We start from the raw sequence: 13,510 nt of genomic DNA, 5'->3' as shown, positions 1-13,510 counted from the left end.
AATTCAACGTGAGCTGGTCCTACGACAGTGCAAGCCGAGTGTGGCGCTGCACCAACTTTTCGGATTTGCAGTACGCCGAAATCAATAACTTTGCCGAATACGGCCAACCCGTCAGCCCTTATCAGTCGGGTTACGACCACGACCACGTTCCCGATTTCGGCAACGTGGTGATCGAAATGCCGCAGGCTGCGGTGATGAACAGCGGCTACGGTGAGAACATCACGGCGCTCGATTTCCCGCTGGTCAACCATTTCTTGGACAACGGCGTGATGATGGGTGACACCCGTTACATGCCCCAAGTGGTCGAACGCGGTGCCGATGCCATCTTGTCAGCCATCGGCGCGATCGATCGATTGCCGTCGGGCAGGCACCAGCTGGGGCACCTGATTGCTCGGGGAACCGTGCGAAACCGGGATCGGTTCATCTCAACCAACCTGTACGGTTGGGGGGACTACGGCATCACGTCGGGCAGCATTTCGGCCGGTGACGCAGCCTACATTCACGGCACCGTCAGCTTTGCCTTGAAACGCAACACCGTCTTCGTGGTGACCTCGGCGGAACGCCGCGTGGAAGCAGAGATCGGTGCCGGTGACGACAACTGGGATTTCAATTCCAGCACCATCAACCCCGTGATCAACGCGACCGTGGCCACATTACTCGGCCCGGACCACTACAACCTGACCGCCCCGATCCGAATTCAATTCCGTGGTACCGGTAAACGCATGATCGCTTCCAAGCGACTGTGAGTGGCACGAACGCGTTGGCATGCGTCGCATCCCCTAAGACAGCTAAGTTAAGCGTCGTTTCCGAGTGCTAACCTGCCGGTGAACCCTTCTCGCTAGACCATTCCCCAGCGCCGTCGTAGAAACCACTCCGCCGACAACATCCCGGCGAACAGGGTGAACACCAACCAGCCGCTTGCGGGCCCATCGCCCAAGCGATTCTTTTCGATCACCGGCGTTTCGGCACTGCGGCGTTTTTGGGCGATCGCATCGATCAACGCATCGATCTGTTGCGGATCGAACGAGGCACCGCCGTGGTCGGAGGTCAGGTCGGCCAACTGTTTCATGTACACCGGATCGGCCATCGGCCGCGCCAGTTCGCGACTGGTTTCGGTCACTTGAAACGCGACTTCATCGGGCTCGATCGATTCGTCACTGGCTCGAACGACCAGCTTGTAAAAGCCCGGTTCTAATTTGGGAATCGTCCCGCTGATCCTCGGTTCGCCGCTGGCCGTTGCGGTCACATCCAGTGACGTTTCGGTGCCTTGATCGTCGACCACCGTCGCAGAAAGTGTCACGTCGGTCGCGGTCTCACCGACACGCATCAGCCTGGCACGAAACTCCGGGCCGCGGTCAGATTCGAATCGCCGCAGGTCCAGTTCTGCGATCAAGCGATCGCCGCTGGATTCTTCGCGCGACATCAGCCACAACATCAGCTGGCGCCAGAATCGTTGATGGGCCTCCGCTTTCCCCGCCCGCCACCAACGATAGGTTTCATCGATCGCCAATGACGCGACGCGGCCCTTGCCATAGCCGCCGATCACCAACAGCGGTTCTTGCTTGTCGGTCGCCAGCAACGTCTGCACCCCGGCGGCAGCCTTGGCACCGACCAATCGGTTGGCGCCGGACAGTTCGGGCAAAGACGACCAAACCGATGCGGGATCTCGTCCGCCCAGATCAACGATGGGGTGCCGCCGGGCGACTTCGATTTTGATCGGTCCGGGAATCTGCGCCGCTGATCGCGCCGCCCGTTCTGCCGCGCTCATCACACCGCGCGTCGGTTGGCGACGTCGCGACGGATCCATTTTGATCGGCAGCACGTCGGCCAATGCTCCGTCAGCGTAGCCGCCGGTGCCATAGGTCTGCAGTCCGCCGAGAGTGATCAGGCCGGCGCCCTGGCTGACCCGCTCGGCAAGTTGTTTCAACTGTGCATCGCCCAAAGCACTGGAGTCCAGATCGCCGATGATAAAAATGTCGTAGCGTCCTGGTTTCAAGACGGCGTCCAGCGAAACCGGCCAGGTACGGTCACCGCGAATCGGCGCGTAGTCCAGTTCCAGATCGGGGAAGCGTCGCAGGGACCGTCGCAAGAACGTTTGCTCCGGCCGCCCGGGGCCTTCTAAGATCAAAATACGACCGCCGCCTTCACGGACATCGACAAACGCCGTTTGAGCGTTGTTGCTGGTCACCCATTCGCCGTCTTGTGCGGCCGCTTCCACTTGCAAGCGATACAGCCCCGGCGCGGGAGCCGTCATTGGGATGGTCAGCGCGACGGATTCACGAGCGCCGCGGGGATCGATCTGGCGTGACCGCGCTTCGGTCTTGGTTCCCTCGGCATCGATCCAAGAAACGGTCACGGGGATTTGTCGATTCGCCAACCCACTGGCTTCAACCGTGACGGAAACATCGAATTGATTGCCGGCAAACAACTGAAAACTGTCCGGCAGATTGGACAGTGCCACGTCACGAGCCGAGGCGTCGGTGCTGGGCGGCCCGATCGGGACCGTCCACAGCGGAACCGCCAACGCATCGAGCACTTCGGCGCCGCGCCGGGCGGCGGTACTTTGGTCCGCCGTCTGATTTTCGGAATCCGCGACCGCCGTTTGCGTGCCGTCACCGAACAAGACGACGCCCGCCATCGGTTTGCCGGCGGCTGCATCGATGGCGCCCTGCATCGCCAACCCCAGGTTCGTTTCATCGCCGGCCGGTTTCATCGCGTCGATGGCATCGGCCAGTCGCGCGATCGCATCGCGTTGCCTGGCTTGGGCGATCGATTCGGATCGGGAGTCATAGCGGAGCAGTTGCACTTCCAGCATTTCATCCAGCGTGCCGACTTCAGACAACAAGCGTCTCAGCGCCGTTTGCTGGCTGGTCCATCGATCCGCCCTGTCCCCGTCGGGCAGCGACATACTGCGCGAGGTATCGACCGCAACGACCAGCGTTGCCGCTGCGGGGCGATTGTCGGTTCGTACCACCGTCGGACGCATCGCGGCGATCAACAGCACGATCGCGGCTAGGGATCGCAGCAAGATCAACCACTTTCGCTTCCTGGGATCGTCCGTCGGCGGCGTGACCAGCGTGATCACTGCGGCGATGGCGATCATTGCCGCCAGTGCAACCCAGATCGATCCATACAGCGGTTCCAGGGTGAATCGTGTCATGCCGCCGATCTCCGCCTTGTCGAGCCGGACTTTGCCGCCGGCGAGCGACGATAAAATCGGTTGCCCAACACTTGTTCCAGCATGAAAACGAACAACGCCAATAGCATGATCGGCGACCACAGCGAGACGACCCGAGCGTCATCGCTGGAGGTCCACTCCATTTCATCGAGCGAATCGATTTTCCGCAGGCGGTCGGGACCGAACAGGCGTTCCAATCGCGCCGCATCGATCCGCGTGGTCGCCAATTGCTCGCGGGGCAAATTGGCGGTGAAGCCGAGCCCGATTTCATCGCCACGAATCCAATGCATGCCACTGTGTTTGGGTTGGCCGACCACGATTCGCAACGTCCCACCGCTGCCCGAGTCTTCGCCCTGTGGGACATTGATCGGAACCGGAGTCGCACCGACCGGAGGAAACCATTGCAATCGTCGAGGTTTGCCATCGACTTCGATCGCAGCTTGTTGACGAACCGGAACCGAAACCGGCGCGCCGACGCGGGTCATCCAGCTTTCGGCGCTGCGGCCGGTCACATAACGCGTGACATCGCGAACTAGCGAAAACGCCGGCCAGTATTCGTCGGCTTGAAACAATTCGTTCCAGGACGAAGAGGGGGGCGTGATGGCAGGGATCGGTGTGGTCATCAACACAATCCGTCCGGAGCCCGATGTGTTTTCGGGTGTCGCACCCTCAGCGGCGGATTTCGAACGCCATTCGACGACCGCGGCATGGTCCGTGCCGGCGTATCGCATCAGCACCTGGGCGTTGTCCGAGGGGGCGAGTTGCCAATACTGGTGGATTCGAAAATCTTGAAAGGGGACACCGCCGGGCGTGTTGGCCAGCGTGACCAGGGCGGGATGGGATGCGGCAGAGATTTCCAGGAACGTTCCCGGTTCGGGGACGCGCCAACGTCGCCGAAACACCGGCCAACCTTCGACCGCGACGTTTTCTTCGCCCAGCCGATCACCTGCGGCGACCCACACCGAGCCGCCCTGCTCGCGATACCGAATCAGTTCGGGCTCGCCGAGCGCGCTGTCGGGCGGGTCGAGCAAGATGACTCCGTCAAAGTCCGTCATCCGCGAGGCGGCCATGTCATCGTAGCCGATGCGTTCGATCGCGTACTGGGATGTCGGGTCATCGATCGGCGCCGGCGCCGAGACGGCCCAGGCAATCTCTTCGGCTTCTTCGGCTTGGTCGCTGACCAACAACAATCGACTCGGCGGCAACACCGCCACACTAAAGTAACTCGCGTCATCGACCGCCAACGCGTCGGCACCGACCAATCGGATCGCACCATGATGCAACCCGACCGGCAGCGGCGGCAAGGTCATCTGCAATTCGACGTCGCGTCCGGGTTGCATCGTGACACTCAGGCGGTCCACCGGCTTGGCCTGGGGACGAACGATATCGCCGTCGCGGACCACGGGCAGAGCGGCGCTGCTGGGAAACAACACGCATTCGGCGGTGACGCTGAGTGAACCCGGTGGCGTTTCGCTCGTGTCGCCTGGCGCGCCGTCTGGATTCGTCTCCGAGTCGGTCGCCTCGTCAACGGTAGTCGCGGCGGCTTCGAGCGACAGGACTGCCGCGACGGTGATCGAGGTTTCCGGAGCCGGCGACACATCGGAAAGGGTTGGCAGCGAGACGGTGCGATTGGTGCCGACGGGACCGCCCATGTCCCAGACCGTCACGGCGACGCCGGACGATTCCAGCAGTGCGGCCATCGACTGTCCCGAGAGTTCATTGGCGAAACTCGACTCGGTCAATCCGCTCAAGATCACCACTTGTCGCGACGGAATCTCGCTCGTTTGCAACAATCGGGCCGCTGCTTCCACCCGCGATTCCAGCGGTTGCACCACTTCCAATGCGCGCAGGGCATCGGTTTTGGAGAGCGCCCCGGTCACGTCGAGTGAAAACGCGGCGGGGGCGCTGGACCGATCGATCACGGCGAACCGGCTTTCCCGGTTGGCGGCCAGGATCAACTGCTTGGCGGCCGCGCGGAGACGATTCAGTTGTGTTTCATCACCGGTTCGCCAGGCCGCCAGCGGCGCATTGTCGACGACGATGGCCAGGGCGACCGGCGTTGCGTCATCAATCTCTGGCTTGGTGCCGCTGGCCAACGTGTACCCGCCCCAACCCACCGCAACGATCAACGCGAGGGCTGCCGCGGCGAGCAACGAGCGAACCAGTGTTTTCTGATTCGGTCTGCCGGCTGCAACCGATGCCATCGCCAACAGCGCGATCCCGGCGATCGACAGGATTCCGATCGTCGACCAAGTCAGCGAGAGCGCACCGGCGATCACCGGTCGGGCCAGGGCCAATGCGACCACGGCGAAGGCGGCGATGCGAAGCGCCAGCAACCACCATCGTCGCACCCGGACCTTGCTGCGGTTGGTCTCGAACCGTTGAGTCAGCAAACGGACCGACGGAAACATCACCTGCTTGGGTTCTTTTCGCGCGATCAGATGCAACGCGATCGGAATCCCGACCGCGGCCAGCGCGAACAACAAGGCGGTGTTAACGAACGTCACAATTTCAGTCTTCTGATAGTAGCTCGGTCGTCCCACTCAAGTGGGATTGGCATCCAGGCCGTCGCGTACAGGTTCGACAGAGCCGGAAGCCTGTCCCACAATTGTCCGGGGCCCAGTGCGATCGGCGATTACTCTTCCAGTGCCCGTTTCCGCATTCGTCGGACCTTGTCTTGATGATGACGGTGGGTGCGAAAGGCATCCAGCCCGGCAAGGATCACGATCACCATCAGGATCAACGACACGATCGACCAGGCCGCCACAAACACGACCCCCACGTCGGCAAACGTCGCCGCCAGGATCAATAACCCACAGATTCCGATTAGCACGTTGACGCGCAGACGAGACTTTTTGCGGCGGCGGCGGTATTCGACGTCTTCATCACCGTCGAAGGTGTCGTGGGGCCAACCGCGGTGTTCGGTCCACTGCAACCAACACGCGAAAAACAACAGCGTGACGCCCAGCAACAACCCTCCGGCGAACATCGCAGACACTCCTATCGAGTCGGATCGGTTGCGGCGGAACTCAACGAGACGAGCCACTGGTGTGCGACCCAGACGACCGCCGCGATCGACTCGCCGCTGCAGTTCTCGGGCACGTCTTGCTCGGTGTGCCAATACGATGGCGCCCCGATTCCCGGCCGCGGATAGTCGAAATCGATCACATCAATCGTGGGGATCTTGGCGATCTGGTTGAGCGGCAGATGGTCGTCTCGCAATTCATGCCGCGTCCGCATGACAAAGGCTTGAACACCGAGCTGATCCGCTTTTTTCCAAAACGATCGAGCCACCGTTTTGGCGAATCGGATGCTGTTGACTTCATAATAAAGTTTCAGCTCCTTGTCCCCGATCATGTCAAACAAGACCCCGGCGGCGTAGGGCACCGCGGGAGGGTCGTTGCGGTATTGTTCGGCGAAGTAAGTTGATCCGAGAAAATAACGACCGCCATCACGTTGCCAAATGAATTCTTCGCCGTCAAACAGAACCAAATCGACGCCGATGTCGCTGGGCAGATCATGCAGCTGATTGGCCAGTTCCATCAATCCGGCGGTGCCGCTGGCGCCGTCGTTGGCACCGACAAACACGCCCCGGGGATTGTTCGGATCGCGGTCCGGGTAGGGGCGGGTGTCATAGTGGGCACAAAACAAAAATCGTTTCGGACGCTCGGGATGCCAGGACGCGATCAGATTGACCATCGTCAACGGCGAACCGTCGCGGGGGTCGCGTGTTTCAAAGGCTTGTCGGGTCACCGTGCCGCCACGCTCGCTGAAGAACGCTTCCAACAGACGTTGTTGACGCACCATCGCGGGGCTGCCCGAGGGACGCGGTCCCAGATCGCACAGTTGTTGCAAGTACGACATCGCCCGCTCAGCATCATAACGATCGGGAATCGGATTTCGGGTCGGACTCTCCACCGCGACCACGCCCCGCTGGAACGCGCCGGTGGAGACGATGATCAACCACGATCCGGCCCCGAGTAACAGACCGATCAACAGCCAAACGATGGCGGAGCGTGATCGGTTGGCCGGGCCGGGCGACTCCGCCGGGCCGGGATCGTCGCTCTGAGGCATCGGCTGGCGGGATCGCGCACGCGGCGAAGACGTCATCGCAGCATCGGATGTTGGGGTCATTCGAAGTCCATTTGAAGACGTCATTCGGTTCACCGGCGGCACCACAGAAACACCGGCAGCTTCATTGTACGCGTTTATGCCGCCCTCGGGCTAGGAGTTGATACCGGCGCGGCGATCGTCAAAACAGCCGGTTGTAACCGTTCAGTGCCGCGACGCGATAGGCTTCGGCCATCGTCGGATAATTGAAGGTCGTTTCGACAAAGTATTCCAACGTCAGGTCTTCGGAATCCATCACCGCCTGCCCGATGTGAACGATCTCCGACGCGTTGGCCCCGAAGCAATGCACCCCCAGGATCTTCAAGGTTTCGCGATGGAACAGAATCTTGAGCATCCCCACGGTGGTGCCCATGATTTGAGCCCGCGCCAGACTTTTGAACTGACTCTGGCCGACCTCATACGGAATGCGATTCTCGGTCAATTCCCGTTCCGTTTGGCCGACGGAACTGATTTCGGGACTGGTGTAGATTCCGGTGGGCAGATCCTTGACGCGCAGGTTGCCGTCTTTGCGTCCCAGCACGTGCATGCCCGCCGCCCGGCCTTGGGTATAGGCGGCACTGGCCAGCGAGGGATACCCGATGACGTCGCCGACGGCATAGATGTGTTCTCTGGCCGTTTGAAATTGTTCATCCACATCCAGTTGCCCACGCTTGTTGGGCACCAAACCGATCGCCTCGAGCCCCAGATCATCGGTGTTTCCGGTACGTCCGTTGGCCCACAGCAAGACATCGGTCTTGATCTGTTTGCCGCTTTGCAAGTGCAACACGACACCATCGTCTTGGCCTTCGATACGATCAAACGTTTCATTGTGACGAATCACGACGCCTTGGTCACGCAGGTGATACGACAACGCGTCGACGATTTCGTCGTCCAAGAACTCCAGCAGCTTACCCCGTGTGTTGACCAGATTGATCTTCACGCCGATGTTTCGAAACATCGAGGCATATTCGGTGCCGATCACGCCGGCGCCATAGATCGTGATGGAACCCGGTTTTTCAGGGAGATCCAGAATCGTATCGCTGTCAAAGATCCGCGGATGATCGAAATCGACTTCCGGCGGTCGATAGGGTCGTGTTCCGGTGGAAATCACGAACGCCTTGCTGCGAATGGTTTCACCGTTCTCGATCTCAACGGTATGGTCATCAACAAACCTCGCATGGCCGAAATAAATCGGTACGCTGTTGCGGTCGTAAAACGACTGACGCATCGTCACCTGTTTGGCGATGATCTCGGCGGTCCCGCGACGAAGTTGCTCCATCGTCGGGGTGGTGTGAATCCCGAGTTCGCGGAAGATTGGGTTTTTTAACACGTTCATCGTGTTGGTGATCGTGTACCGTAGGGCTTTGCTGGGGATCGTCCCCCAGTGCGTGCACCCGCCGCCGATCTGTCGGTATCGTTCTGCGATGCCGACCCGCAGCCCGCCCTTGCGAGCCTGCATCGCGGCCCCTTCGCCACCGGGGCCGGTCCCGATGACAAACAGGTCAAAATCAAAGTCGTTGTCACTCATGTGCGTCCCGTTTTTCCCGTCGAGTTCTCAATTCTTACTCCGCTTGTTTTACGATGTTGATCGCGTGTGATTGATCGATTTGCTGATCGACGGCCTGAATTCGACGGAAAAATCGTCCAAACGGTGGATGCCCAAAACGCACAACAGGAACGGTGGTATCAGTCGATCGTGTGATCACTGTGACACTTCGCGGGCGATGTTTCGGTCGCTCGCTTTTTCAGAAGTCGTTTATCGCACTTCGATGTTCAACGGTGGGATCGCCGCATAGACGCCGCGGGTGAAGATCTGTTCGATCCAGTTGTCCAGGCGGACAATGGGACGCTGGGGCACGATCACCACGTCGTTGTCTCGCAGCCAGATTTCGTCGGCCGGTGTCGGTCGCTTTCCAAAGACCGCTCCTTGCAAATCCAGCATGGTCGAAATCAAACGCCAATCTTCGGCACGCCGCAGCACAACGACTTGACGCATGTTACCGCCGGGTAAGTGGCCGCCGGCTTGGGCGATCGCGCCGAGCACCGTCGTGGGGCCTTCCAATTGAATGCGATTGGGCGTCGCGACCTCGCCGAGCACGTAAACGAAGTGACTGGCCTGCTGCGTCAAGATCGGTTCGGCTTCCAATCCGACGACCAGTTCGCGATAACGCAGGTTGATCTCTTTCTTCAATTCGGGAAGCGAGAAGCCCTGAACACACAGCCCGCCGATTCCGGGCAGACGAATCTTGCCATCGGGCATCACGGTGACCGCGAGTGCTTGTTGCTGCAATCCGCTCTGTCCGCCGACGGCGTTTCGAATGTCATCGGCCAATCGGTTGGTTCGAACGGGCGTGACATCGATCGATGGTTCGTCATAGAGTTTCTTGTATTTCTGTTCCAGCACGTCTCGCAGCTGACTGATCGAAAGACCAGCGGCGTGGACTTGACCCAGCAGACGGACCGTGATCGTTCCATCGGGCTGAATTTCCAAACCACGTTCGAGTGTTCCACGTTGCAGATCCGCATCGGCCACCGACTCGATCAAGACTTCGTCACCGGGGGCCAACCGATAGTCGCCCTGTTCTTGGCGTCGGGTGATCAGATAGATCACTTGCAGTTCATCGCCGGGGCGCAGTCGATATTCGCCCAGGTGCGCGTAACGTGATGGACCGGCATAGCCGCCCGGTCCGTAGGCATCAAACGGCATCGGCGACATATCTCGCCAACGTCCTTCGGCTCCGCAATGGTCCTGACAGTCGACCGCCATCATGCATTTGGGGCATCCGCCCCGGCATGGATATCCACCGGGGACGTTTCGACAGCCACAATCGGTTTCGTTGACCCTGCTTGCGGCGGATACCGACTGCTGGGGTGCCGCTGTCACCGATGTCTGGGCGGACCCCTCCTGGCAAATGAACAGGCACGCGGCGACTGCGGCAGTCACGATCAGTGTCGATACGAGATTCAGGCGAATGGATGATGGAGACTGCATGCCAAATCTCACGGACTCGAATGAACGTTGGGAGTGATCGACGGAAACGCTTGCGAATGAACGCGGATGAACAACGAGCGACACGTCGCTACCACAATTTTGGGAACTTACCGAAGAATCGTTTGATCGCCGATCCTTGCTGACCCGTCGCGGGGCCGGTCGCCGACGCATCGTAAACCTCGAACTCGTCAGCGCGATAACGCTCATCGACCCTGGCTTCGATCACATCGGGATCATACGTGGATGGCTCGTTCGGTTGCGGTTTCGAACTCAGTTTCGGCAACCGGAACCGGGCCAGCGAGGCGGGGATGAATCGAGACGTCTTTTTCTCCGGCTGCGCCGTGATCGGGGCTGTCGGTTCGACCGATGATGTCTGACGCTGGTCGTCATCGCGGGACGAGGGACCGGCAACTGTCGAAGGGGGTGTCAGCGTGTTGACCGCCGGTGAGATCGAAGCGAACTGGGTCGGCGAAAGTTCAATCACTTTCGGAAAACGCGTCTGTGAGGCAGCGGTCGTCGGGGCTTCGGCCACACGTTGGTCCAAGGAGACGTCGCCAGCCGGATCGGTCTGTCGTGCCGTCACGCGGTTCAAAGCCGCTGCGATCTCTTGTGTGGGGGAAAGTTTCATCGCGTGTTGAAGCGTCCATTGTGCTTCAGCATCAAGCCCCATGTCGGCCAATTGCATGCCCAAACGCGTCGCCAGACTGGCGTTGGACGGTTGGCCCTGGAGTGCTGCACGACGGAGACAAAGCGATGTCTCTTCCGGTAGCCATTTGGTTTCATTGCGGCCGAGTTGGATTGCCGCAATCAAGTCCATCGCCTGGGCGGCTTGCACGTGACGGGCGGCAAGTGGCGCCAGTTTCACGCGTGCAAAATCCAAATAGCGGTCGGCAGACTGGGTCGGCGTCAGACCGATCGACCCGGCACCGGCCAGTGCAGGCGTTTGGTGCGACGAGGCGATCGCGGCAATCAATTCGTCATCGACCGCCGCCCCCGAAGCAACGAAATCCCTCGCTTCGCGAATCGCCGTTCGGGCGATGCGAACGTCTTTGGCAGCGGTCGCGGGACGCTGCTGCGATGCGGTCTGTCGATCGGCAACGTCGATTCCCGTCGCGGTTAACTCCAACGCCTTCCAAGCCGACGCTTCCGCCGAGGACCATGCCCCGACGGAATATTCGCGGTACGCATCGTCCAGATGTCGGCTGGCTCGAGCCAAGCAGGAATCGGCCGTGATCGACTGCAACCACGGCGCCGTCACTACCTGCTCAGCGACCGTCTGCGGCCGTGCCGATGGCAGGGCAGGTGTCGTCGATTCCTGTGGCGATTGAATCGAGCGTGATCGCACCGGCGGCAAACGTCGGGGCACCGTGACGGTGGGTGGGGTCACCAAGGCAACGTCGTCTCGCCCGATTTCAGCGTCGTCGATCCCGGCGTTATCGATTCCAGTGGACGGAGCCGCCGAGGGGACGGTTGCGGTGGGATGGTTCGCCGGGCCGGCAAGGGACGGGCCGGCAAGGGACGGGCCGTCGGCGCAATACGGATTCTCTTGCGTTGCGGCGTTCAGCGTCGAAGCGGCCCCAGAGAGCACGATGCCGAGCAGCACAACGCGTGGTCGATTGCGAAGCGTCATCCGTTTCCGCTTTGTTCGGTTCATTGGTCTTCCGTGTCCGTGCCGTCCGGTCGGGCGTCATCTCAAACGTGCTCACCCTGTTGAGAGAGTGATCACCGTTGTGATGATCGGACAGGTCGCAACGATGATCCCTGTAATTTCGGTGATCGGCAGCTGTCGTTGGCGGTTCTAGACGGTTGATCTGCTACAACCGGCATAAGTTCGCCAAAGGCGAGAGATGACAGCAAAGGCTGCTTGCAATACAGCGGTCGGCTTGCACTACAGGGGTCGGCTTGCACTACAGGGGTGCTGGGCGGCCGTAGAAATAGCCCTGCGCCAGGTCGAAGCCGAGCCTTTGACAGGCCTCCGCTTCGGTCGACGTCTCGATGCCCTCGGCCAGCGCCTTGATTTCCAGATCGCGGACCATTCGGACAAGCGTTTGGAGCATTCGGTGCCGTGGCTCATCGGCGTGATCGATGGCGTGAATCAGCGAGATATCGAATTTCACGTAATCGGGGCGTGCTTCGATCAATTCTGCCAATCGCGCTTGACCGGAACCGAAGTCGTCGAAGGCCAATTCGATTTCCAGGTCTTTGACCGCGGCGGACAACTCTCGCATGACCTTGCGATTGGTGACACTGGCTTCGTGGATTTCGAGAACCAGGTCGGTATTGCCGGACATCTGGCGAACTTGGACCAGCGATTCGATCAGCTTGTCGGCATCCTCCATTTCCTTGGGGTGCGTGTTGACGAACAAGTTCGGCCGCGCGGGCAGATCTCGTCCGACACGAACGCCTTCCCAACGCAATAGCTCGCTGAGTTCGACTTCCAGATTCAGTTGGCTGGCGGCGTGAAACATGGCGGCGACCGACTCGAGCCCGAACACACTGCCGCGTCCCAGGATTTCGTGCCCGACGACGCTTTCGCTTTCGACGTCGACGATCACCTGGAAGTGTGGTCGCACCAGTTTTTCACTCATCATTCGATCGAATTGAACCAGCGCCAACGCTTCATCGCAGACGTTGCGGGCGATCGTCCCGGCAGACTGTCCGGTGGGCGATTGCCGAAGGACTCGAAAGGGTGCTTCGGCAAAATGGATCAAATCTTCTTCATCGACGGTGACTTGACCTTGGATTCGTTCGCCGTTGACGTAGGTGCCGTTGGTGCTGCCCAGATCGGTCAGCAGCAACTTGCCATCTTTGGCCGACAGGATCGCGTGTCGTCCGCTGACGGTTTTAAAATTCAGTTTCAGCGAGGACCCGGGCTTTCTGCCAATCGTGAATTCGGGCTCGTCGATCGGCAAGTGACGCAGATTGTCTCGCGGCTCGAGGGCCCCGGACAAAAACCAAACGTCACTCCCGATCACCGTGCTATGGCAGAGTCGATCGAGTGCGGAAGTGTCGAGCGAGGTCATTGGGTAACGAGCGGATGGGGGCATCAGATTGGTGGGGTCGGGATGGTCCGGTCCGGTGATGGACTCAGATCCCCCCGAGTGAATCGGTGTCACGGTAACTGTAGGTCGCGAATTGGCCCCCCCGTCAACCGATTGCGGATTTCTTTGGGGGGGCGGATTCTGTGGAGGGATCTGGTGCGCCGGCGAGGGCGGGGAGGAAAACCCGCC

The 13,510-nt window shown here is 60.3% G+C and carries 9 protein-coding genes; 1 reads left to right on the top strand and 8 read right to left on the bottom strand.

Annotation, left to right across the window (positions count from 1 at the left end; genetic code table 11):
• The first annotated feature begins 8 nt into the window (after positions 1-8).
• The gene (locus tag TBK1r_RS17205) at positions 9-746 is read left to right on the top strand and encodes a hypothetical protein (RefSeq protein ID WP_145213098.1); all 738 of its coding nucleotides are present in this window, start codon (positions 9-11) and stop codon (positions 744-746) included.
• A 92-nt stretch (positions 747-838) separates the two neighbouring features.
• On the opposite strand, the gene TBK1r_RS17200 is transcribed toward TBK1r_RS17205, so the two are convergent.
• The 8 genes from TBK1r_RS17200 to TBK1r_RS17165 all read right to left on the bottom strand — a co-directional run bounded on the left by TBK1r_RS17200 (position 839) and on the right by TBK1r_RS17165 (position 13,327).
• Positions 839-3,160: a VWA domain-containing protein gene (locus TBK1r_RS17200; protein ID WP_145213095.1), complete on the bottom strand. Its 2,322-nt coding sequence runs from the start codon at positions 3,158-3,160 to the stop codon at positions 839-841.
• Complete coding sequence (locus tag TBK1r_RS17195) at positions 3,157-5,685, bottom strand: BatA domain-containing protein (protein ID WP_419581445.1); 2,529 nt, start codon at positions 5,683-5,685, stop codon at positions 3,157-3,159. The genes TBK1r_RS17200 and TBK1r_RS17195 overlap by 4 nt, the downstream gene beginning before the upstream one ends.
• A 128-nt stretch (positions 5,686-5,813) precedes the next feature.
• Positions 5,814-6,167, bottom strand: a complete 354-nt coding sequence (locus TBK1r_RS17190; RefSeq protein WP_095739980.1) for a hypothetical protein — start codon at positions 6,165-6,167, stop codon at positions 5,814-5,816.
• An 11-nt stretch (positions 6,168-6,178) separates the two neighbouring features.
• A complete protein-coding gene (locus TBK1r_RS17185) occupies positions 6,179-7,252 on the bottom strand; it encodes a M28 family peptidase (protein ID WP_145213089.1) in 1,074 nt (357 codons plus the stop codon).
• 178 nt (positions 7,253-7,430) lie between these two features.
• The gene (gene sthA / locus TBK1r_RS17180) at positions 7,431-8,816 is read right to left on the bottom strand and encodes a Si-specific NAD(P)(+) transhydrogenase (RefSeq protein WP_145213086.1); all 1,386 of its coding nucleotides are present in this window, start codon (positions 8,814-8,816) and stop codon (positions 7,431-7,433) included.
• A gap of 228 nt (positions 8,817-9,044) precedes the next feature.
• Positions 9,045-9,995 carry a polysaccharide biosynthesis/export family protein gene (locus TBK1r_RS17175; RefSeq protein ID WP_419581444.1) on the bottom strand — a complete coding sequence of 317 codons (951 nt, stop codon included), beginning with the start codon at positions 9,993-9,995 and terminating at the stop codon, positions 9,045-9,047.
• A gap of 373 nt (positions 9,996-10,368) precedes the next feature.
• Positions 10,369-11,934, bottom strand: a complete 1,566-nt coding sequence (locus tag TBK1r_RS17170) for a hypothetical protein (protein WP_145213080.1) — start codon at positions 11,932-11,934, stop codon at positions 10,369-10,371.
• Positions 11,935-12,187: 253 nt separating this feature from the next.
• The gene (locus tag TBK1r_RS17165; RefSeq protein ID WP_372899536.1) at positions 12,188-13,327 is read right to left on the bottom strand and encodes an EAL domain-containing protein; all 1,140 of its coding nucleotides are present in this window, start codon (positions 13,325-13,327) and stop codon (positions 12,188-12,190) included.
• Positions 13,328-13,510 lie beyond the last annotated feature (183 nt).

It is taken from the genome of Stieleria magnilauensis (assembly GCA_007753675.1).
Lineage (GTDB): Bacteria > Planctomycetota > Planctomycetia > Pirellulales > Pirellulaceae > Stieleria > Stieleria magnilauensis.
Note: the sequence above shows the minus strand (reverse complement) of the source record. Positions and strands in the feature narration are given on the sequence as shown.